This window comes from Streptomyces sp. NPDC059443, assembly GCF_042750105.1.
In the GTDB taxonomy this organism is placed as follows: Bacteria; Actinomycetota; Actinomycetes; order Streptomycetales; family Streptomycetaceae; genus Streptomyces.
On record NZ_JBHYVM010000044.1, the window covers coordinates 1 to 20,483 of the forward strand.

Consider the following 20,483-nt stretch of genomic DNA (forward strand, 5'->3'; position numbering starts at 1 on the left):
GCCCGAAGGGGACTGGAGTCGTCGGCCGGCAGTACATCCGTTGCATACGGTCCGCGGCCACCTTCGCCGACCACTCCTTTAACCAGGTCCTCGCCATTGACCCAGAACCGGACTTGGGCAACAAATCGGAGTCCTGGTGGCAGTGCCTTGATCTCCAAATGATCAAACATCAGCCCACTCTACGAGGAGCGCTGATGTCGTTGCGTGACCTCCCACCGAGTTACGCGTAGTGGACAAGCCTTGGGCTTATGGATGGTGAAGTTCTGTGGCGCTATGCCCGATTGCTGCCTAGCAAGGTTCAGAAGTCCTCAGCCCAAGTTGGCTTGGCCATGGTTGCAACCCTGGATCTTGACGGTTGGAGTGCTGTCTGGCCGAGGTATGGGCGCTGGAGCATCAGGTGTGGAGCTGGTTGCGTTAACGGCGTTAACGGCGTTAAGGGGGTTGGGAACGGGGTGATTCAAAGTTGATGGTGGATAGAGACGGGAATCAGTCAGATTCTGCGGGGTTGTGGCTGTGAGACATCGGGTCCCCTCGTGGGGTGATGGAGATCTCAGAGGCTTGCGTCAAGAGGGGCGCTGGGGTCTTGGGAGGGCTTTGAGACGGCCTTGAGTGCGCGCAGCGAGGCGACCACCGGCCTATAGAAGGTACGGAGATGCGTCGTCGCAGGTCAGAGGGGGTGCGCGGGGAAAGATATGTCCCCTCAGGAGGGACATATCTCGGTGGTTGTGTCGCTGCTAGGGGGACAGAACGACTGCAAAACGTCAATGGTGCCGACGTAAAATGGGCTAAAACGTCGGTGCGGCTGACGTTTTAGTGGAGATACGTCGGCGAACTGGCGGTGGGGTGGGTGCGGTTGGTCGGAGGGGGTTGGGCGAGGGGTCCGGGAGGGTGTGGCTGAGATATGTCACCTGTGAGGGGACACAAGACACGCCGAACGTCAACGAGCGTGACACTTGTGTCACCCTTGTTGACATACTGATCTCCGCAGATCAACGGAGTGGAGAGCAGCCTCGTGTCATCAGAGCCACAGCGCCGCCGGGGCAATCCGGCTGGGACCCCGCGTCCCGATCTGCCGGTGGACGATGCGATCTCCGCATGGAGTCAGCCGCTGGCTCCGGTCAAGGATCTGGACAGCCTGGCCAAGCGGTACCCGACGCGGAAGCTGACTCTGGACGGCGAGCGCAAGCCGCTTGAGTTCTACGGGACCGAGAACCAGCCGAATGCGTTCTCGATGGACAGCCTTGAGTTCTTCCTCGTGATCGCCCAGTACTTCCGTGAAGCGCTGCCGCTGCGGCTGATCCTGCTGCTCATCGCCTGCCAACGGGCGGGGGGGCGGATTCCACTTACCCAGGAGGAGATGGCTACCATCCTGGATGTCAGCCGGACGAAGACCTCCGAAGCTCTGCACACCGTGATGTCTCATGGGATCGTCTTCAAGGTGAGGCGGGGTGTGTATCAGTTCAACCCGCCCTACAGTTATCGGGTGGCGGAGTTCATCCCGGGTACCGAGATGACGGGTGAGTTCGTGAAGGTGGAGCAGCACGGAACCATTTCGCAGATCCGTAGCGATACGAGCCTGCCGGACTTGGTGCGCTTCCCTTCGCTGGACCACATGAGGCAGGCCATCGCGGAACTGCGGGCCGAACGGGCAAGAGAGCGCGCTGCGCGTCGGGTGAGCCGGACGAAGCGCACGGGAGAAGGGACGGCTCAGTGAGCACCTTGCGATTCGCTGCGGTCAACGCCGACGGGCTTCTCTCCGACCTCGACCTTCCGCCGGCGGCCTACCGCGTGCTGTTGAAGCTGCGTTCGCTGAGCGAGCCGGGCGGGCGGATCCTCATCGACCAGGCGACGGTCGGCGGGATGCTCGACCTGAGCAGGCCGAGCGTGAACGCCGCGCTGCGGAGCCTGGAGCTGGCGAAGCTGGTCAGGAAGATCCGCAACGGCGTCTACCAGATCAACCCGATGCTGGCCGGGTACACCTCCTTCGAGGACGCGGTCGCGGCCGTGAACGAGATGGACGCGGACGAGCGGCTGGACGCGCGGGGCTATGTGGCCAGCTACCACCGGGCGGTGGCGGCGTATCAGGACCAGCTGGCCGAGCAGCGCAAGAAGCGGGCGGCTCAGGCCGTCGCGAAGAAGGCGGCGGAGTCGAAGCGGCGTAGGGCACTGCACGCGGTTGGCTGATTGTTTGGCGTTTGAAGGGCTTCTGAGGGCGACTCAGGGGCCTGTGAGGGCCTCGGGGCATCCCGGGGCCCTTCGTGGTTCCCGAGGGGCGCAGAGGGGCCTGGGGGGCCTGGAGGAGGGGGTGGGGAGTGATGGGTCGTCGTCGGGGATCGCGGGCTGCGGCGACGACCCATCAGGTCCGGTTTTAGGGGGCGGTGTCCGGGGGGACGAGGATGTCGAGGCCGGAGACGGCGGCCGGGGCCGTGAGTACCGTGACCTCGGTGATGCGGGTGTCCGCGATCGTGAACATCATGACGCGGACCTGGCCGTCCACCCGGGCTACCACGCCCACGCCGGCGTTTACGAACGCGACTTGAGCGCTTTGGGCGAACTGCGCGAAGGTGGCTGCCTGACGGGCCACCAGGGCCGCGCCGTGGACCGCGGTGAGGGCGCCGGCCATACCCATGTCGGAGCGGGCCACGACATCGGGGTCGAGGACTTCGAGGAGGGCCTCGAAGTCCCCGCCGCGCGCTGCGCGCAGGAAGGCGCTGACTACGAGGCGTTGGCGGCTGAGGTCGGGCCGGGGCTCCGTCTCGGCTCCCCGGACGCGGCGGCGGGCGCGGCTGGCGAGCTGGCGGGCCGAGGCGGGGGTGCGCTCGGTGATCAGGGCGATGTCCTCGAAGGGCACGGCGAACAGGTCGTGCAGGACGAACGCGAGCCGTTCGGCGGGGGCCAGTCTGTCCAGGACCACGAGCATGGCGGCGCCGACGGAGTCGGCGAGCAGGGCCTCGTCCTCCGGGTCCACCGGTCGGAGCTCGCCGTCGGCGTCTCCCGGGACCGGTTCGACGGGCCGGGCTTCCAGGGGGTCTTCCCGGCGGGAGGTGCGGGAGCGGAGCATGTCCAGGCAGATCCTGCCGACGACGGTGGTCAGCCAGCCGGCCAGGTTGTCGATCTCCTCGGAGTCGGAGCGGCCGAGGCGGAGCCAGGCCTCCTGGACCGCGTCCTCTGCTTCGGCGAGTGATCCGAGCATGCGGTAGGCCACTGCCCGGAGGCGGGTGCGTTCTTCCTCGAAACGTTTCGCCAACTCGTCGTGCTCGTGCCTGTGTTCGTGTTCGTGTTCGTTCAATGGTTCGGTCTGCCTTCCTTGGCTTCGCGGAAGGCAATTGTCGGTCAGTTCCAGGCTGCCCCGGCGATCTGGCGGGTCGCGAGGTTGATGCGGTTCCAGAGGTTCACGGTGGAGATGGAGAGGATCAGCGCGGCGAGCTGCTGCTCGTCGTAGTGCTTGGCGGCCTCCTCGTAGACCTCGTCCGGGACGGCGTTGCTGGTGTCCGCGGTGCGGGTGACCGCTTCGGCGAGGGCCAGAGCGGCGCGTTCGGCGTCGTCGAAGTAGGGGGTGTCGCGCCAGCCGGCGATCGCGTGGATGCGCTCGTCGGTCTCGCCGAGCTTCTTCGCGATCTTGGGGTGCATGTCGAGGCAGACGCCGCAGGCGTTGATCTGGCTGGCCCGGATGTGGGCGAGTTCCAGGGTGCGCTCGCTGACGCCGGTGGCGGTGACGGCCTTGCCGAGGGCGAGGAGGGCCTGCATGGCGCCGGGGACGACGGTGGCCGGGTTGCCCATGCGTGCGTTCATCGGGGACTCCTTCGGTGTAGGGGCTCGGGGCCCCGCTCGCTGCTACACCGGTATGACGGAGGCGGGGGCGGAGATGTGACAGCCCTTCGTGGATTTCTTTTGCTGCCGCCCCCCGAGGCTCTCTGTCAGAAGTTGAGCTCTACGTAGTCGATGTCGGTGAACTCGACGAGGAGGCCCTGGGCGCGGGCGCCGTGGTCCTTGAAGTAGATCTCCTGGAGGCCTTCGGCGGCGATGGTGCGCAGCTGGGTCTCGTTGGCGCCGGCCTCCTGGGCGGTGAAGAGGCGGGAGGCGTACTCCGGGGGGAGGTGCTGGGTGATGCGGCGCATCCGGCCGTCGTCGGTGGTGCCGGGGGCGGCGCTGAAGCCGAAGCGGGCGCGGGTTTCGATGACCAGGCCGGTCTGCTTGGCGGCCTTGGCGCGGGCGCGCTTGCGCACCAGGGGCTGCCAGCGGCGGCGTACCTCGCGCTCCAGGCGGGTGGAGAGCGCCGGCTTGGGCTGCTTGATCTGGTCCTTCACGTACCGCTCGACGGTGCGCCGGGAGATGGCGAGGAGGTCCGCCACGGCCTTGGTGGATTTGAGCTGCTTGACCAGGTAGCGGATCTGGGCGCCCGCCGACTTGGGGATGGGGCGGGTGAAGTTCTGCTCGTCGGCGCGGTCGAGGCTGTCGCTGATCTCGGACATGGGTGGTTTTTACTCTCCGTAGGCCGCGGCGTCGTGGCCCTTGATGTGGCGGGCGGGGTTGTGGCGTTCGTCGAGCATCTGGACGGCCCAGAGCAGGGGCTGGGTGCCCTCGTGCTTGACCATGCCGGGGCTGACGCCGAGGCGGAAGCCGCCGGGCAGCGGCTTGCCGTCGGGGGTGCGGGGGAGGAAGTCGAGGGGGCTGGGGCCGTCGGAGAGGTAGACCGCGCAGTCGGAGAGGACGGCGATGGGGTAGAGGCCGGCTGCTGTAGCGAGCTTGTTCATTTTGCGGTGCATGTTGACGCGGGCCGTCGAGATGACGGCGGCGCGGATGTCGGGACGCCAGGTGGGGCGTTCGAGCGCGGGCCACGCTTCGCCGGGGCGGTAGCCGGCGCCCTGCGGGCGTTCGCGGAGCTTGCCGATGCCGCCCTTGACCGTGGACTTGATCGCGGAGAGGACCGCGGTCGGGTGGGGGTCGTGCTGCTTGTGCTCCGTCATCGCGGTGAGGAATTCGGCGTCCGTGAGGGCCGTGTGCACGCCGAGTTCCGCCATCGTCGCCATGTAGGCGTCGCGCAGGCGGGTGTACCAGGCGTCGAGGTACGGGCCGTGGTCCGGGCGGAGCCAGGCCTCGGTGGGCCGGACGGGGATGCCGAGTTCCTGGGCGTAGGCGAGGGTCGGAGTGGCGTACCAGGCGGGGCCGGTCGGGGGTCGGCCGTGTGGGGTGAAGGGGCTGGGGAGGCGGGGGTCGAGCTCGGTGGTGGAGAGGTCCGCGAGCCAGCAGCCGGGGAGCTTCGGGTCGAAGCGGGGGGCGGGGGTGTGGACGGCGGGACCGATGCCGACGAGGAGGCGGTTGGCGGCGGCGGCGAAGGCCATGTTCACGTCGATGCCGACCGCGTGGGTGCGGGTGCACTCGGCGTCGGTGAGGAGCTGCGGATCGCGGATCCAGTCGTACGCCTCTTCGTCGAGGACCTGGTCCGGGGTGCGCTGGTGGCTACGGGGGTAGAGGGCCGCGACGACCGGGTGCTCGTCGGGGGCCTCCGGGGGAGCGGGGTCGACGGGGCGCGTGAGGGAGCCGGCGACGGGGGCCGATACCCAGGCGTTGGTGGACTCGTCGCGGGCGGCACGGGTGGGCGGGCGGAGCGCCGTCATGAGCTCCAGGCCGGAGACGGCCGTCGAGCCGCGGGGGGTGAGCACGCGGGTGGCGTAGGAGGTGAGCAGCTCGGCGAGTTCCGGGGCGGGGAGCTCGGCGGTGCCCTCGCCCCAGGCGCGGGGGTCGAGGGCGCCCCAGGGGAGGACCGCGAGCTGGACGCACTGGCGGCCGGTGGTGGGGGTGGCGGGGCGGTAGACGCGGGCCCAGGGGCCGAACCCGCGGCGGGTCAGCTGCCACTTGGCTTTGGTGAGCTGCTTGATGACGGGGTGGTTGTCGGGGAGGCGGAGGCCGCGGCGGTCTTCGAGGACGAGGGGGAGGCCGAGGGACTCGGCGGCGGCGGAGGTGAGGACGAGGAGGGGGTCGCCGTCCTTGCCGTTGCGGTGGAGGCGGGGGGAGCGGAGGTCGGCGTCGGGGCCCAGGGCCCAGGAAATGAGGGCCGGGAGGGTGGTGGGGGGTGCGAGGACGATGCCTCCGGCGGCGTGGGCTTTGCCGGTGCCGTCCAGGACGGCTAGGGGGCCGTTGCCTTCTAGGGGGGTGGGGTGGGGAGGGCGGGCGTTAACGGCGTTAATGGTTTGGGGTGGGGTGGTGGGCGTGTGGGTGCGGGTGCGGGTGCCGGTTGGCGGGTGCGGGTGGGTGGGGGGCGGGGTGGGGCCCTGCGGGGCTGTTCCCCTACCCGCCCCTTCCCGCAACTGGGGCTCCGCCCCAGACCCCGTTTCCAGGGCTGCGCCCTGGGACTCGGCGCCTTCGGCGCGGGGGGTGGGGTTAACGGCGTTAATGGGGGTTGGGCTCTCGGCCCCGGTGGGTTCGGTGCTGGGGGTGGCGTTAACGGCGTTAATGGGGGCTGCGCCCTGGGCCCCGGTGGGTTCGGTGGCGGGGGTGGCGTTAACGGCGTTAATGGGGTGGAGGTCTGCGAGGCCGTTGAGGAGGCGGGCGTAGGCGGCGCGCTTGGGAGGGCGGGGGGCCGTACGGCCGGTTTCCCAGGAGGTGACCGTTTCGCGGCGGACGGAGAGGGCCTGGGCGATCTGGTCCTGGCTCAGGCCTGCCGCTTCGCGGAGGCGCTTGCGCTCGTCCGGGTGCGGGAGGGCGTCCTGTGCCGCCGCCTCTTCGAGTAGGGCGTCGACCGCGGCGAAGAGCGTGGTCTGTTCGTTGTCGTGCGCGTTGAGCATGAGAACCTCCAGGCACAGCCTATGCGAACCGCACCGTGGAACGCACGTGAAACACACGTGGGGGCGTTAACGGCGTTAACGGCGTTAATGGTCGTCGGTCCGTTAGCGCCCCCGCTTCGTGTCAGATGCGGGTCAGGAGCAGCTCCGTGACCGCCTTCAGATCGTCCGGGGTGAGGTGCGCCGTGAGGGCGTCCGCGACGGTCTCGGGGGAGTCCGTCACGATCGTGATCCGGCGGGGGGACGGGGTGGCAGCCGGAGTGGGGGTGGGGGTGGGGGCTGAGGCCGGGGTCGTGGCTGAGGTGGGTTCGGGGTCGGTGGTGATCGGCCGGGGTGTGTTGGTCGGCGTCGGGCGGGTGCGTTGGCGTGGGGGGTTAACGGCGTTAATGGTTTCTTCGACCGCTGCTGCCTGGTCCTCCTGGGGGAGGCGGCCGATGCGGCGGGCCGGTTCCACCTTCAGTTCGCCCGTCTCCACCTTGTCCTGGAGTTCCGGGGTGAGGTTGAGGAGGGTCAGTCGCTGGGAGACCCAGGCCGGAGTCTTGCCGAGCCGCTTGGCCACCTGGGCCTGGGAGCCGTGGACTTCGACGAGCTGTTCAAGGGCTCGGGCCTGGTCCATGGGGGCCACGTCGACGCGGTGGACGTTGGCGATGAGCGCCGACTCCAGGATGTCCGCCGCCGAGGTGGCGAGGGAGTCGTTGACGTGGATGTGCATGGTCCGGAGGCCGGCCCGCTGGGCTGCCGCCAGGCGGCGGTTGCCGTCGATGACCACGTACGGGGCGCGGCCCAGGCCGTCGGTGTGGCCCGGGTGGGCCTCCATGAACGCCATGCGGGTGGCGACGGCGAGGGGCTGGAGCTGACCCCGGACGCTCAGGGACTGGGCCAGCTCGTGGATCTCGGTGAGGTCCTCGCGAAGGTTGAACGGGTTGTGCGCGAGGGCCTCGATGGGCACCTCGGACGGCGGGACCACACCGGAGGTGGGGGCGCCGGTGGCCTCCGCGATGGCTGCGCGGCGGGAGCTGACGCCGACCGGCTGGGCCCGGGCGAAGGAGGTCGAGACTCCGAGTTTGTCGGCCTTGCTCATGAGATCTCCCTTGCGAGGGCGCGCAGCGCGATGGCCTGGTCGCCCTTGGGTGCGTAGACGAACAGCGGCTGCTTCACGCGGACGGCTTCGCGCTGTTCCTTGAGGTCGGGGACGATGGCCACCACACGGGGATCCTTTATGTCCATCCAGGCCTGGAGGGACGAGGTCGCGATGTAGCCGCGCCGGCCGTCGTAGAGGTTCACGACGAGCCCGAGGTAGTCGATGTCGAGGCTGAGGTCGTCGCGCAGATCGTTGATCTGGGAGGTGAGGAGGTCGTAGGCGTCCGCGGAGGAGTCTTCGGCCTGTACGACGATCAGCGCGCCCGAGGCGCCCGGCTGCTCGGTGTCGCGGCGCCGCCCGTAGTAGATGGCCGCGTCCATGCTGAGGCCGAGGCTCGGCGGGCAGTCGATGAGGATGACGTCGTAGTCGGCCTCGACGGGAGCCAGTGCGCGTTCCAGGGCCGCCTCGCGGGCGCGGACGGTGGAGAGGCGGACGTCGAGGAGGAAGGCGTCGGTGCAGGCGGGCAGGACGTGGAGCCGGTCGCCGAAGCGTTCGTCCTGGATGGGGAGGATCAGGTCCGAGAGGGGACCCTTGGCCTCGCCGGCCATGTGGCAGGTGAGGCTGTCGCCGCCGATGGGCAGCGGCTGCCCGCCGAGCTGCTTGGTGAGGTGACCCTGGGGGTCGAAGTCGACGATCAGGACGCGCATGCCGAGGCCGGGCAGGTCCTCCAGGTCGACGGATGCGGCGGCCTCGGAGCCCGGCTCGTAGCCGTCTTCGGAGGCCGAGAGCCGGGCCAGTTGGCGGGCTACGCGGACCGGGTGGAGGCTGGCGGGGTTCTCGGCGAGGGCCTCGGCGGTGCCGGCGGTGATGGCGGTCTTGCCGACGCCGCCCTTCTGGTTGCAGACCACGATGCGGCGGACCACGGAGGGACGCTTCACGGTGGGGGCCGGGTTCATCTCCAGCCAGAGGCGGACGGCTTGGGCGAGTCCCTGGATGAGGGAGACGCCGCGGTCCTTGGAGTCGGTGCGGAACGACTCCCACTGGCCGGAGGGCAGCCAGGTGGAGAAGGACTCGGCGCCGGAGGTGTCGACGGGGGAGGGGGAGGAAGCGAGCGCGCTCCAGTGGGCGATGCCCTGGTGAACGGCGTCCTGGATGTCCACCCGCAACTGGGCGGTCCGGATCTTCAGTTCCTGGCGCAGCCACGGAGGGAGTTTGGAGACGACCTTCTCTCGGTCGCTCTGTGACGAAGGCGAAGTCATGAGGGGGACTTTACTAACGTTCAGGGGTGCGTGTGGGCGCCACGCTTGAGTTTTGCTAACGAAGTGGTGTGGGGGTGTGGGGGGTCTGGGGTTGTTTGTGCCTGGATGTGTCGTCAGCAGGGGGTGATGAGCGGGGAGTCGGGGGTGGTGGGTTGGCGGGGGTGGGGGCTTAACGGCGTTAACGGCGTTAATGCCGACAGGGGGTGGGCCCACTTAACGCCGTTAACGGCGTTAACGGCGTTAATGCTGTTGGGTTCGGCCGGCGGAGCCGGGCGGTCCTCGCCGAGGTTGCCGGGGCGGCTTCCGGCGGTGGTCGGGGGAACTTCCTCTGGTTTGGCCGCGTGCTGATGGGGGGCAAGCTGTCTGTCTCGTTTCTCCGGCGTGGGGCTGTTGTTCTCGGTCTGTTGGCGTGTGGCTACTCCCTGCTGTGCAATCGCTGATTTCGTGAGTCAGACGCATGGAAAAAAAACGGCACAGCCGGTATCTTTCCGAGGCGTACGGAGGAATCGGCCTGGGGAAAGGCACCACTGTGCAGGGGATACGTCGGATGCAGGCGCAGGTGGCGGTGGTCGGCGGGGGGCCGGTCGGGATGCTGGTCGCGGCCGAGTTGGCCGGGTACGGAGTCGACACCGTGGTCCTCGAACCGGAACTCCGGGTCTCCGAGCGGCCCAGGGCGACGACGCTGCACGCTCGGGCCGTGCAGAGCCTGGCCCGGCGCGGGCATCTGCCGGCGCGCGTGACTCCGTACCGCGGTGAGGCGGTCGGGCTGCCCTTTCACTTCGCCGGTCTGCCCGGTCTGGTCATCACGGCTCCCGCGGGTGAACCCGAGCCGATTCTGAAGCGGCCGCAGGTGGAGCTGGAGCGGATCTTCGTGCGGCGGGCCCTGGCGGCGGGAGCGCGGATCCTGCGCGGGCACCGGGTGACGGAGGTCCGGCAGGAGGAGGGTGAGGGGGGTGAGGGGGGTGTGCGGATCGTGGCCGAAGGGCCCGGTGGGCCGGTCGGCATCGACGCCCGGTACGTGGTGGGTGCCGACGGGGCGCGCAGTACGGTGCGGGAGCAGGCGGGGATCGCCTCCGATACGCATCCGGCGACGGTGGCCGCGCTCATGGGGACCGTGACGCTCACGGACCCCGGCGCCCTGGCCGGGGGCTGGCACCGGACCGATCGTGGGTGGATCGTGGCCAGGCACGAGCCGGGTGGTGCCACGAATCTGCGTACGCTCAACTGCTCGGGTGCCCACGTCGAGCGGCGGCTGCCGCTCACTCTGGACGAACTGCGCCGGGAGGTGTCCTGGATCGCGGGGCGCGACATCGCGATGGAGGCGCCGCGCTGGCTCAGCAGGTTCAGCGACTTCTGGCGGCTGGCCCGGAGTTTTCGCGCGGGACGTGTCTTCCTGGCGGGGGACGCGGCGCACGTGCACTTCCCGATCGGTGGGCAGGGGCTGAGTACCGGGGTGCTGGACGCCCTCAACCTGGGCTGGAAGCTGGCGCACGCGGTTCACGGAACGGCGGGACCGGATCTGCTCGATACCTATGATCTGGAGCGCCGGCCGGTCGCCCAGCGGGTCATCGACAACACCCGGGCCCAGCTCGCCCTGATGCGGCCGGGGCCCGAACCCGAGGCCCTGCGCTGGGTGTTCAGCGAGTTGTTGGCGGCGGACGAGCGCGGCCGCGGACAGCTCGGCGCCATGATCAGCGCCCAGAACACGGTGGTCCCGGCGTACACCGAGGGTGCCTCACCCGAAGCGGGAAGGTTCCTTCGGAACGTGGCGCTCAGCACGGAGGAGGGCAAGACCGATGTGATCGGCCTGCTGCGGGACGGCCGGCCGCTGCTGTTGCTCTTCGGCCCGGACGGGGCCCGCTACCGGGACGAGGCACGGGGCTGGGAGAGGACCGTGCGGGTGGTCCACGCCCATCCCACGGCCGATGTGCCGCACGCCGCACTGCTGGTGCGGCCCGACGGCTACATCGCCTGGGCGCCGTACGCCGGAGGTCTCGACGCAGCCCTGTCCGCGTACTTCGCCAGGAACCCCCGCGCAGGGGTTCCCGTGACGGCGTCGGGGGGCGGTCATGCCCGGAACATCGGCTGAGCGTGCCCGCGGACTACGGTTCCTGAACCGCCTTGAAGGCTTCGGCGTAGACCCTGGCGCCCCTGGTCTCGGCGAGGTCGAGCGAGGCGAGGACGGAGGGCATCACGATGCCGGGCAGGATGTGGCGCATCAGGGCGGAAACCCTGACCGAGAGGTCCTGGTAGTCGCTGACGGCCTGGGACATGGACTGGATACCGGCGAACGAACCCACGATGATGTCGGCCGTTTCGGACAGCACGACATGCGGCAGCAGTTCGCCCTGGTCCCGCGCCCTCTCCAGCAGGTCGCGAATGACCTCGCTCCAGCGCAGGAACGGGCCGCTGCGGTCAAGGCCCTGCGCCAGCTGGTCCATTGTCAGGCGGACGCCGGCGCGCACCATGGGATCGGTCTGGAGACGGTGGGCATGCAGCATCACCACGTCCACGATCTCCTGCATCCCGCAGGCGCGGTGCGGAACCATGATCCGCTGGTCCTGTTCGGCGAGAACGCCCTGGGCCAGGTCTTCCTTCGACTTGAAGTGGAAGTAGAGGGCGCCCTTGGTCACGCCCGCCGCGGTGAGGATCTCGGAGATCGTCGCCGCCTGGTACCCCTGCTCCTCGAAGATGCCGGCCGCTGCGGCAAGGATCGCCTGCCGGGTGTTGATGGCTCGGACCTGCACAACCACTGTGCCTCCTTCCTCTGCAAGTTCCTCTTGCATCGGCAGCGTAGGAAAATACCGTCCAGTTCGTATCTTACAGCGCGTAGGCATATTCGCGGATATCGGGAACGAAGTCATCAGGTCCGGAAGGGACGCTCATGATTCTGGTCACCGGAGCCACTGGCACGATCGGGCGAGAAGTAGTCCGCAAACTCCCCGCCGACTTGGCCGTTCGCCTCATGGCCCGGGATCCGGCGCGGATCGCGGGCGCACCCCCGAAGGCCGAGACGGTCCGCGGCGACTACGACGACCCGCAGTCACTCAAGCGGGTTTTGAGGGGGGTGAGCACGGTGTTCCTGGTGACGAACCGCGTCGGACGCGACGACGACAGGCGCTTCATTCAGACCGCGTGGTCGGCCGGTGTGCGGCACATCGTCAAGCTCTCCGCCGCCGCTGTCGCGGACTCCCGGGCCGCCGACATGATCACCCGGTGGCAGCGGGGGAACGAGGAGCTGCTCCGTGGGTCCGGGATGGAGTGGACCCTGCTGCGGCCGCGCTCGTTCATGTCCAACGCGGTGTCCTGGGCGGCGTCCATCCGTTCGGACAACGTGGTGCGGGCCCTGTACGGCTCTTCGGCCAACTCCTCCGTGGACCCGCGCGACATCGCGGAGGTGGCGGTACGCGCGCTCACCGAGGACGGGTACGAGGGCAGGACCCTCACGCTGACGGGGCCGGAGGCGATCACGGCGGCCGAGCAGACGGCCCAGTTGTCCGAGGTCCTGGGCCGTCCGCTGCGCTTCGAGGAACTGGGGCCGGAACAGGCGCGTGCCGAGCTGCGGGGGCGCTACCCCGATCCCATCGTGGAGGCGTTGTTGGAGAGTGCGGAGCGGCAGCGCGAGGGGGCGAAGGTCCAGGTGGAGAGTACGGTGCCCGGTCTGACCGGCCGGCCTGCGGGGACCTTCCGCAGGTGGGCCGGGGATCACTTGAGCGCGTTCGTGGCGGGGTGATCGGGAGGGTGTGAGGGGCGGGGGCCGGGTGCCGGGGCCGGGTACGGGGCTGCGTGGTGGTGCGGGTGGCGCTGCCGGGGTGGCGCGGACGGGCGCCGCTGCCGGTCAGAAGCCGTGCGTGCCCGCCGTCACGGTGGAGGTGAAGACGAGGTGGCCGTCTTGCCGGCCGGTCACGAGGACGGTCTCCTCGCCCCCGGGAGACGCCCCGGGCAGGCGACGGGCCTCGATCATGCAGGGGGAGTTCAGCTCGGCGTACCGGTTGAAGCCGCTGGTGATGGAGAGGGGAACGTACGAGGACCGGCCGAGCAGGGCGGCCGTGGCCTGGCGGGCCGCCTCCAGCAGCACCATTCCGGGTACGTGGTCGACCGCGTGCTCGAAGAGCACCGGGTGGCGGGTGTCCGTTCTCAACTGCCAGCGGTCGGGCTCCGTCGTGGGGGAGAGGACGACGTCCATGGGAGACATGCGTCCGACGCTCTGCGGTGCCATCGGGCTGATGAGGGGGAGGTCGTACAGGTCACCGGCGAAGGCGCGATCGCCGCGGATGCGTCCGTAGACCCCCGGCGTCATGCAGGAGAAGGAACAGCCTCCGGTCGCCACGGTGTTCCCCTCGCGACGGATCACCGCGTCGTAGCGAAGTTCGGACAGGTTCCTGCCGCGCCGCTTGACCAGGGTGCAGGTGACGTCGATGTCGAGCGTGGCCGGGGCGTACCCCACCCGCAGGTGTTGCGGCCGTACGGCTAAGTCGAGGTCCCAGAGGACGAATTGGTGGCCGAGCGGGACGCCGAACTCGGCGTGGCTCAGGAGGCTGCCGATCTGACGGAGCGTTTCGCAGGCGATCAGAGGGTCGTGGTAATCGCCTGCCACCGGGGTGAAGAAGCTGTGGCCGCGGGGCCACTGGGCCGTGACGCCGAAGTGCGTGTCGTCCACGCGGTGCCAGTCCGTGAGCACCACTTCGGCTACGGCGGCGCGGTGCACCAGTTCCTTCGGCACGGTGGCCGTCAGGGACGGGTAGCGGAAGCTGCTCGGCTTGACCGTGGAGCGACCGGCCCCGACGGTGGGGTCCTCGTAGGGCGTGGTGCGTTCGATCCGGAATGTGCTCGCAGACATTGCTCCCCCTGGGGTGCGCTGGCGAGAAGGGCTCGAGGTGCCTATGGCGGGGAAGATACATACCAACCGGTTTAGTTTCTAGAGGTATCCGATCCTCCGTTAGTACGACAAATGGAGGGATCTCCTCCGATAAACCAGTTTTCGCCGGTGGCGCATCTTCTTTCATGATCCGTCCCGCTGTCGGGGGTCTTGGTCGGAGTCTCGGCGGGGCCTTGAGGGTCGAGTGGGGCTGGAGCTGTTCTGTAGCGACACCCCAGAGGCTGTCCGGGGGGGGTGCCGGCGCCCCGGAGTGGGGCTTGGGTGGGCGGGATGACGGGGTATTCAGAAACCGCGCGGGCGGTTTGTTAGAGTCTTCGTTATCAACAGGGCGTGTCTGCCTGCCCTCGACGCGAGGCAGTCCCTCGCAGTCCCTCCCAGTGACGGAGCAGTCGATGGTCAAACAGGAACGTGCGGCGCGAACGCGTGAAGCGCTGATCCGCTCCGCGGCCGTGGTCTTCGACCGGGAGGGCTTCTCGGTCGCCTCGCTCACCGCGATCAGCACGCTCGCCGGAGTGAGCAACGGGGCGCTGCACTTCCACTTCGCCAGCAAGGCGGTTCTGGCGGAGGCCGTCGTGGGTGAGGCGCTCGTCCGGCTGCTGGCCGTCATCAACACCGAGCTCCCGCAAGGGGCGAGCCGTATGCAGTTCCTCGTCGACGTCACGCACGTGCTCGCCCGCGCGCTGCGGAGTGATGCGGTGCTGCGGGCCGGCTTCGGGCTGAGTGGTGAGCCGTCCCGCTCGCCGCAGGCCGATCTGGGGCGGTGCTGGCAGGGGTGGGTCGAGGAGACGCTGGGGCGGGCGGACGCGGACGGGGAGTTGCGCCCGGAGGTGGACGCCCGGGACGTGGCGACCGCGGTGGTCGCGGCGACCGTGGGGTTCGGGGCGCTCGGGGCCCGGGACGCGGTGTGGCTGTCGGCGCACACGGTCACGCGGTTCTGGCGGCTGCTGCTGCCGACGCTGGTGCCCGCGGGGGTTCTTGGGGGCCTTGATGCGGGGGGAGTGGACTCGACTCCGTAGGGGGTGGGTTCGGTTCCGTGGGGAGTGGGTGCGGGTTCGTGGGGGGTGGGTTCGGTTCTGTGGGGTGGCGCGGTTCCGTGGGGAGTGGGCGCGGGTTCCGTAGGGAGTGGGTGCGGCCTTGTGGATCAGGTCGTGTGGTGGCGGCCGGGCTCTTGAGTGGAGAACCGGATGGTCTGTTTTTGCTCGGCTCGGTCCGCTCTGCAGGGAATCTAGAGGGACTCTAGGCGAGTCCTGTTTTGGGTGCGGGTTGGCAATATTGCAGGTCAGAGTGTGTATGTGAGGGGTTTTTTGGTGGGCACTCAGAACAAACGGCAGAGTCGGTTTTGTATTGACAAACCGCTGGTCCTGTTTTTTACTGAGTGAGGCTCATCCGCGGACAGGGGAGTACGTCGTGGACATTCAAGTACTGGGCGCGCTGGCTGTGCGGGAGAACGGGATCTCCATCACGCCGACCGCCCCAAAGCCCCGGCAGGTCCTGGCCCTTCTGGCCCTCCATGCCGATCAGGTGGTACCCGTATCGGCACTGATCGAGGAGCTGTGGGCCGGCGAACCGCCGCGTAGTGCTCGGACGACGCTCCAGACGTACGTGCTGCAGTTGCGCGCGCTCATCGCCACCGCCTTGGAACGGTCCGAGGGGGTGGGCCGGGGTGCCGGCGAGGGTGAGGGTGACGGCGGCGGTGACGGCGAGCGCGTTGGGCGGACCGCGAAGGACATCCTGGTCACCTTGCCCGGTGGCTACCTGTTAAGCAGTGGCGGCGGGACCCTCGACGTGCGGGAGTTCGACCGGCTCGCCGGGACCGGCTACCGCGCGATGGACGCGGGGGACTTCACCGGCGCGGCGCGGCTGTTGCGGGAGGCGTTGACCTTGTGGTCCGGACCCGCCTTCGCCGACGTACAGGGCGGGGTCCAGCTGGACATGGAGACCCGGCGGCTTGAGGAGACGCGGCTGTGCGCCCTCGACCAGCGGATCGAGGCCGATCTGCGGCTGGGGCGGCACCGGGAGCTCCTGGCCGAGCTGACGGTGCTGGCGAGCCGGTACCGCACGCACGAGAACCTGCACGGGCAGTTCATGCTCGCTCTGCACCGCTCGGGCCGGCGCGGCGAGGCGCTGGACGTGTACCAGCGGCTGCGCGGGACGCTGGTGCGGGAGCTGGGGCTGGAACCGTCGGCGGCGCTGCGGCGCTTGCAGCGGTCGATTCTCATGGCGGGGCCGGAGAGTCTGCCTGCGGGTGGTGTGGCTGGTGTGGGTGGCGTGGCTGGTGTGGATGGTGGGGCTGGCGCGAGTGGTGCCGGTGCGGTGGGTGGGGCCGTGGGCGTTGGTATGGGGCCTGGGGGAGAGCGGCTCGTACGGGTGTGAGTCCTGGCTCTGTTGGCGGCGAGAGGAGGCGGCTCGGTGCAGGAGAGGTCGGAGAGGACCCGTAGGCGTCTGGTGTACGCCGGGGCCGAGATGTTCCACCGCAATGGATACGCCAACGCGACGCTCGTCGAGATCGCGACCGCGGCCGGCGTGACGAAGGGGGCGCTGTACTTCCACTTCGCGTCCAAGGACGAACTGGCCGATGCGGTTCAGCAGCGCGGGTGCGGGTTGTTGCACGAGGCGGTGCGGGTGCGGCGGGAGGCCGGGGCCTCGCCGTTGCAGACGCTGATCGACACCACGTACTGGCTCGCGCGCATGCTCCATGAGGATCCGGCGGTGCCGGCGAGTTTCCGGATCACGAAGGAGTGCGCGGGGGTCGTCGGGGCGGATGGGGCCGTGGGCGCCGGGGTGGACTTTCACGGGGCCGTGATCGGTGTGGTGTCGGGGTTGTTGCGGATGGCGCGGGATGTGGGGGAGTTGGGTGGCCGGGTCGGCGGGGCCGACGGGGTTGATGGGGTCGGGGTCGGGGCCGGGGCCAGGGTCGGGGTCGGGGTCGATGGGGTCGGGGCTGGTGGGGCTGGCTGGGCCGGTGGGGTCGGTGGGGCTGGGGTCGGGGTTTGGGATGCGGGGCGGTGGGAGGGGGCGGAGGCGTTGGTGGGGGCTGCGGTGTGTGGGATCGAGATCATGTCGGGGACAGGGATGTCGTACTGGGAGTTGCAGCGGAAGGTTGCGGCTCTGTGGGGGCTGTTGCTGCCGAGTCTCGTGGGTGAGGGGCGGGTCGCGGGGTACCGGACGGAGGGGCCGGGGCGGGGGGTCTGACGGGGCCGCCGGGTTCCGGGTGGGCGTGGATGTCGGTGGGCGTGGGTGGGTGGGTGTGCGGGTGCGGGTGCGGGTGCCGCTGCGCGGGGCTGGTCCCCGACCCGCCCTTTCTCCGTTTCCCGGGCTCTGCCCGGACCCGCGCCTCAAGCGCCGGCGGGTTGGAAGGAGCGGGCTCTGCCCAGACCTGCGCCTCAAGCGCCGGCGGGGCTGGAGGGGCCGGGACCCTGAGGGGCGGGCTCTGCCCGGGCCTGCGCCTTAAGCGCCGGCGGGGTTGGAAGGAGTGGGCTCTGCCTGGACCCGCGTTTCAAACGCCGGGCGGGGTTGGGGAGGCTGGGCCTGAGGGGGCGGGCTTTGGCTGGGTCTGCGTCTCGGATGTTGGAGGGGGCGGGGGCTGTACGGAACCGTGCCTCGGACGCCGGAGGGGGTGGAGGGGGCGGGCTTTGGTTGGGGCTGCGTCTCGGATGTTGGTGGGGGTGGAGGTGGGGGTTCGTAGGGTGGGGGGATGGGTGATCTTGATGGTGGGGTTCGGGGGTTTCGGATTGATGTGGCGCAGGGGGAGTTGGACGATCTTGGGGAGCGGCTTCGGCGGGTGCGGTGGCCCGGTGAGGTGGACGGGGCGGGGTGGGCGTACGGGATTCCTGTTCGGGAAGTTCGGGAGCTCGTGCGGTACTGGCGTGACGAGTACGACTGGCGGGCTGCTGAGGCGCGGCTGAACGAGTGGCCGCAGTACACGACTGTCATTGACGGGGCGCAGGTGCACTTCGCTCACATTCGGTCGCCCGAGGCGGATGCCGTTCCGTTGTTGATGACTCATGGGTGGCCCGGGTCCTTCGTGGAGTTTCTGAAGGTCGCCGGGCCGTTGGCCGATCCCCGGGCGCATGGCGGGGACCCACGGGACGCGTTCCATCTGGTGCTGCCGCACATTCCGGGCTTCGCGCTGTCCGGGCCGACCACCGAGGCCGGGTGGGAGTACAAGCGCGTCGCGCGGGCCTTCGGGGTGCTGATGGAGCGGCTCGGGTACGAGGCGTACGGGGTGCAGGGCGGCGACTGGGGGGCCGCGGTTTCGCGGGAGCTCGGGCTGACGCGGCCCGGGAACGTCATCGGGGTGCACCTGAACCTGCTGCCCGGCGGCGGGGCCACCGCCGAGCCCGGGGAGGCGGAGCTGGCCGGGTTGAGCACGGCCGAGCGGGAGCGGACGGTGGCCTCCTGGGAGCGGTACCGGGTCTGGGCGAAGGAGCGGCAGGGGTACGCCGACATCCAGGCGACGCGGCCGCAGACGCTCGCGTACGGGCTGAACGATTCGCCGGTCGGGCTGCTCGCCTGGATCGGGGAGAAGTTCGAGGAGTGGAGCGATCCCCGGTGCCCGATCGACCGGGACCAGATGCTCACCAACGTGATGCTGTACTGGCTGACCGGCACGGCCGGCTCCGCCGCGCGGATCTACTACGAGCGCGCGCACGCCGACTACCAGGGACTTCCGCCCGAGGTGTCGGCCACGCCGACCGCGCTCGCCGACTTCCCCCGGGACAACTTCATCCCGCTGCGGCACATCGCCGCGCGGACCGACTCGGTCGTGCGCTGGACCTCGTACGACCGGGGCGGGCACTTCGCCGCCATGGAGGTGCCGGAGTTGTTGGTGGGGGATGTACGGGCCTTCTTCCGGGGGAGGGGGAGGAGGTGAGGGGAGGTGTTGGGCACGGGTTAGCGCTATGGCCAGCCGATGTCGTCGTCCGGGCAGTCCTCCATCGTCGACTCCAAGGCGCTGAATGCGAGAAAGAGCAGGGCAGGGCAGGGCACCGGGCGGTTCTGCGGCCGGATTCTGGAGAGTCTGGCTCGGGGCGGTCGAGGATCGCTTGAGGAGTGGACGAGGAGTGGATGAGGAGTGGACCAGGGCTGGATGAGGTGGGGTTGAGGGTGGGGGCGGATGAGTGGCAAAGGTTTGCCGGGGTGTTGCCGGGGACCCTACGCTCGGTGCCGGTTCCCGACAGATTTGTTGCCCGCGACCTCAGGGATGCTCATGCTGCGACAGCCCGCGTTCGGACACCGCCTGAGAAAGCTCCGGTTGGCCCAGGGCCTGTCGCAGACGGCGCTCGCCGGGGAGGGCATGTCCACCGGTTACCTCTCCCGGCTGGAGTCCGGGGCGCGTCAGCCCACCGACCGGGCCGTGGGGTACCTGGCAGGGCGGCTGGGGCTGGAGGCCTCCGACTTCGAGGAGCCGGCCACCGGTTCCCTGGCCCATGCGCTCACCCTCGCGACGTCCACCGGCTCGTCCGATGCCATCGAAGCGCTCCGGCAGGCCCTGGCCGCCGAGGGCCACGAGAATCCGGTCCTGCGCTGGCAGGCGCTGTGGCTCCTCGCTCAGGCGGCCCGTCTCCAGGGCGACCACGCGGTGGAGCGCGACCGGCTCACCAGCCTGGTCGCGCTCGGTGAGGAGGTCGGGGTCAGTGAGCTGCGCGTGCGCGGTCTGACCCGGCTCGCCCGCTGCCTGCGTTCCGTCGGCGAGATCACCCCCGCCCTGGACGCGGCCGTCGACGCCCATCGGATCGCACTGCGGGAGAACCTCGACGTGGCGGACCGGGCGGGCGCTCTGCTGGCACTGATCTCCGTACAGGCCGAGGCGGGCCGGACGGGCGATGCCCGTGCGCACGCCGACGAGCTGACGGTGCTCGTCGCGGGCCGGTCCGACGCGCTGTGGGCCGAGGCGATGTGGACCGTCGCCGCCGTCCGCATGCGGCAGGGGGACTACGGCGGTGCGCAGGACTGTCTGGACGAGGCCATCGAGCGGTTCGGCAGCTCGGAGGACCTGGTCCTGTGGATCCGGCTGCGGCTGGCCACCGCCCGGCTGCACCTGCAGAAACTGCCGGCCGACCCCGAACAGGCCCAGCGCCGCGCCGTCGAGGCCGAGGCGGCCCTCGCCTTCGTGGGCACGCCGGCCCTGCGGCAGGACCTGACCGCCCTCAAGGCGGACCTCGCCTTCGCGACCGGCCGTTACGACGATGCGCGCGGCCTCCTCGCGCTGCTGGCCGGCGATCAGCCGAGGATGACGCACCGGGGCCAGGTACGGCTGGAGATGCTGCGGCACCAGCTGCTGCTGCTCGGTGGCGATCCCGCCGGGATACAGGGCCTTCGTGCGCTGGCGCAGCAGGCCCAGGAGGACGCGAACATCGACCTCGCCGCCGAGATCTGGCGGGTGCTGGCCGATGCGCTGACCCAGGTGGGACAGCAAGCCGCGGCCGTCGGGGGTTGAGGAAGGCTCGAGTCCACTGGTGCAGGCTGGGAGGCAGCCGCAC

The 20,483-nt window shown here is 69.8% G+C and carries 17 protein-coding genes; 9 read left to right on the forward strand and 8 right to left on the reverse strand.

What is annotated here, in order from left to right; all coding sequences use genetic code 11:
- Positions 1-1,075: 1,075 nt before the first annotated feature.
- Both ACFXDJ_RS31865 and ACFXDJ_RS31870 read left to right on the forward strand, forming a co-directional pair.
- A complete protein-coding gene (locus ACFXDJ_RS31865) occupies positions 1,076-1,714 on the forward strand; it encodes a hypothetical protein (RefSeq protein WP_239516702.1) in 639 nt (212 codons plus the stop codon).
- Positions 1,711-2,184: a MarR family transcriptional regulator gene (locus ACFXDJ_RS31870; protein ID WP_112453053.1), complete on the forward strand. Its 474-nt coding sequence runs from the start codon at positions 1,711-1,713 to the stop codon at positions 2,182-2,184. The genes ACFXDJ_RS31865 and ACFXDJ_RS31870 overlap by 4 nt, the downstream gene beginning before the upstream one ends.
- Positions 2,185-2,368: 184 nt before the next feature.
- Here ACFXDJ_RS31870 and ACFXDJ_RS31875 read toward each other — a convergent pair whose 3' ends face one another.
- The 6 genes from ACFXDJ_RS31875 to ACFXDJ_RS31900 form a co-directional block, all read right to left on the reverse strand.
- On the reverse strand, positions 2,369-3,289 hold the full coding sequence (locus tag ACFXDJ_RS31875) for a sigma-70 family RNA polymerase sigma factor (RefSeq protein WP_384657280.1): 921 nt from the start codon (positions 3,287-3,289) through the stop codon (positions 2,369-2,371).
- Positions 3,290-3,333: 44 nt separating this feature from the next.
- On the reverse strand, positions 3,334-3,792 hold the full coding sequence (locus ACFXDJ_RS31880; protein WP_384657278.1) for a carboxymuconolactone decarboxylase family protein: 459 nt from the start codon (positions 3,790-3,792) through the stop codon (positions 3,334-3,336).
- A gap of 125 nt (positions 3,793-3,917) precedes the next feature.
- Positions 3,918-4,472: a telomere-protecting terminal protein Tpg gene (gene tpg / locus ACFXDJ_RS31885; protein WP_384657275.1), complete on the reverse strand. Its 555-nt coding sequence runs from the start codon at positions 4,470-4,472 to the stop codon at positions 3,918-3,920.
- A 9-nt stretch (positions 4,473-4,481) separates the two neighbouring features.
- Positions 4,482-6,785: a telomere-associated protein Tap gene (gene tap, locus ACFXDJ_RS31890; protein ID WP_384851068.1), complete on the reverse strand. Its 2,304-nt coding sequence runs from the start codon at positions 6,783-6,785 to the stop codon at positions 4,482-4,484.
- Between the two features lie 121 nt (positions 6,786-6,906).
- Positions 6,907-7,863, reverse strand: coding sequence for a ParB/RepB/Spo0J family partition protein (locus tag ACFXDJ_RS31895; protein ID WP_384657269.1), 957 nt, complete (start codon positions 7,861-7,863; stop codon positions 6,907-6,909).
- A complete protein-coding gene (locus tag ACFXDJ_RS31900; RefSeq protein ID WP_384657267.1) occupies positions 7,860-9,122 on the reverse strand; it encodes a ParA family protein in 1,263 nt (420 codons plus the stop codon). The genes ACFXDJ_RS31895 and ACFXDJ_RS31900 overlap by 4 nt, the downstream gene beginning before the upstream one ends.
- Before the next feature lie 547 nt (positions 9,123-9,669).
- On the opposite strand from ACFXDJ_RS31900, the gene ACFXDJ_RS31905 reads away from it, so the two are divergent.
- Entirely contained in the window at positions 9,670-11,211 is a 1,542-nt protein-coding gene (locus tag ACFXDJ_RS31905) for an FAD-dependent monooxygenase (protein ID WP_384657265.1), read from the forward strand.
- A 13-nt stretch (positions 11,212-11,224) separates the two neighbouring features.
- On the opposite strand, the gene ACFXDJ_RS31910 is transcribed toward ACFXDJ_RS31905, so the two are convergent.
- Positions 11,225-11,875, reverse strand: coding sequence for a ScbR family autoregulator-binding transcription factor (locus tag ACFXDJ_RS31910; protein WP_384657262.1), 651 nt, complete (start codon positions 11,873-11,875; stop codon positions 11,225-11,227).
- A gap of 131 nt (positions 11,876-12,006) precedes the next feature.
- Between ACFXDJ_RS31910 and ACFXDJ_RS31915 the strand changes: the two genes are divergently transcribed.
- Positions 12,007-12,855, forward strand: a complete 849-nt coding sequence (locus ACFXDJ_RS31915) for an SDR family oxidoreductase (RefSeq protein ID WP_384657259.1) — start codon at positions 12,007-12,009, stop codon at positions 12,853-12,855.
- Positions 12,856-12,960: 105 nt separating this feature from the next.
- Here ACFXDJ_RS31915 and ACFXDJ_RS31920 read toward each other — a convergent pair whose 3' ends face one another.
- The gene (locus tag ACFXDJ_RS31920; protein ID WP_384657257.1) at positions 12,961-13,962 is read right to left on the reverse strand and encodes a ScbA/BarX family gamma-butyrolactone biosynthesis protein; all 1,002 of its coding nucleotides are present in this window, start codon (positions 13,960-13,962) and stop codon (positions 12,961-12,963) included.
- A gap of 431 nt (positions 13,963-14,393) precedes the next feature.
- Between ACFXDJ_RS31920 and ACFXDJ_RS31925 the strand changes: the two genes are divergently transcribed.
- From ACFXDJ_RS31925 to ACFXDJ_RS31945, 5 genes are all read left to right on the forward strand, one after another.
- Positions 14,394-15,017 (forward strand): ScbR family autoregulator-binding transcription factor, encoded by a 624-nt coding sequence (locus tag ACFXDJ_RS31925; RefSeq protein WP_384657254.1) that lies wholly within the window; start codon positions 14,394-14,396, stop codon positions 15,015-15,017.
- 391 nt (positions 15,018-15,408) lie between these two features.
- Positions 15,409-16,374: a BTAD domain-containing putative transcriptional regulator gene (locus ACFXDJ_RS31930; RefSeq protein WP_384657252.1), complete on the forward strand. Its 966-nt coding sequence runs from the start codon at positions 15,409-15,411 to the stop codon at positions 16,372-16,374.
- 90 nt (positions 16,375-16,464) lie between these two features.
- On the forward strand, positions 16,465-17,193 hold the full coding sequence (locus ACFXDJ_RS31935) for a TetR family transcriptional regulator (RefSeq protein ID WP_384851070.1): 729 nt from the start codon (positions 16,465-16,467) through the stop codon (positions 17,191-17,193).
- A 502-nt stretch (positions 17,194-17,695) separates the two neighbouring features.
- A complete protein-coding gene (locus ACFXDJ_RS31940; RefSeq protein WP_384653987.1) occupies positions 17,696-18,874 on the forward strand; it encodes an epoxide hydrolase family protein in 1,179 nt (392 codons plus the stop codon).
- A gap of 336 nt (positions 18,875-19,210) precedes the next feature.
- A complete protein-coding gene (locus ACFXDJ_RS31945; RefSeq protein WP_384653989.1) occupies positions 19,211-20,440 on the forward strand; it encodes a helix-turn-helix domain-containing protein in 1,230 nt (409 codons plus the stop codon).
- Positions 20,441-20,483: the final 43 nt, after the last annotated feature.

What these genes read in the sequence shown, in the direction of transcription:
- ACFXDJ_RS31880 (WP_384657278.1), bottom strand. Translation starts at nt 3,792, where the DNA reads ATGAACGCACGCATGGGCAACCCGGCCACCGTCGTCCCCGGCGCCATG.
- tpg (WP_384657275.1), bottom strand. Translation starts at nt 4,472, where the DNA reads ATGTCCGAGATCAGCGACAGCCTCGACCGCGCCGACGAGCAGAACTTC.
- tap (WP_384851068.1), bottom strand. Translation starts at nt 6,785, where the DNA reads ATGCTCAACGCGCACGACAACGAACAGACCACGCTCTTCGCCGCGGTC.
- ACFXDJ_RS31895 (WP_384657269.1), bottom strand. Translation starts at nt 7,863, where the DNA reads ATGAGCAAGGCCGACAAACTCGGAGTCTCGACCTCCTTCGCCCGGGCC.
- ACFXDJ_RS31900 (WP_384657267.1), bottom strand. Translation starts at nt 9,122, where the DNA reads ATGACTTCGCCTTCGTCACAGAGCGACCGAGAGAAGGTCGTCTCCAAA.
- ACFXDJ_RS31905 (WP_384657265.1), top strand. Translation starts at nt 9,670, where the DNA reads ATGCAGGCGCAGGTGGCGGTGGTCGGCGGGGGGCCGGTCGGGATGCTG.
- ACFXDJ_RS31915 (WP_384657259.1), top strand. Translation starts at nt 12,007, where the DNA reads ATGATTCTGGTCACCGGAGCCACTGGCACGATCGGGCGAGAAGTAGTC.
- ACFXDJ_RS31920 (WP_384657257.1), bottom strand. Translation starts at nt 13,962, where the DNA reads ATGTCTGCGAGCACATTCCGGATCGAACGCACCACGCCCTACGAGGAC.
- ACFXDJ_RS31925 (WP_384657254.1), top strand. Translation starts at nt 14,394, where the DNA reads ATGGTCAAACAGGAACGTGCGGCGCGAACGCGTGAAGCGCTGATCCGC.
- ACFXDJ_RS31935 (WP_384851070.1), top strand. Translation starts at nt 16,465, where the DNA reads ATGTTCCACCGCAATGGATACGCCAACGCGACGCTCGTCGAGATCGCG.
- ACFXDJ_RS31940 (WP_384653987.1), top strand. Translation starts at nt 17,696, where the DNA reads ATGGGTGATCTTGATGGTGGGGTTCGGGGGTTTCGGATTGATGTGGCG.
- ACFXDJ_RS31945 (WP_384653989.1), top strand. Translation starts at nt 19,211, where the DNA reads ATGCTGCGACAGCCCGCGTTCGGACACCGCCTGAGAAAGCTCCGGTTG.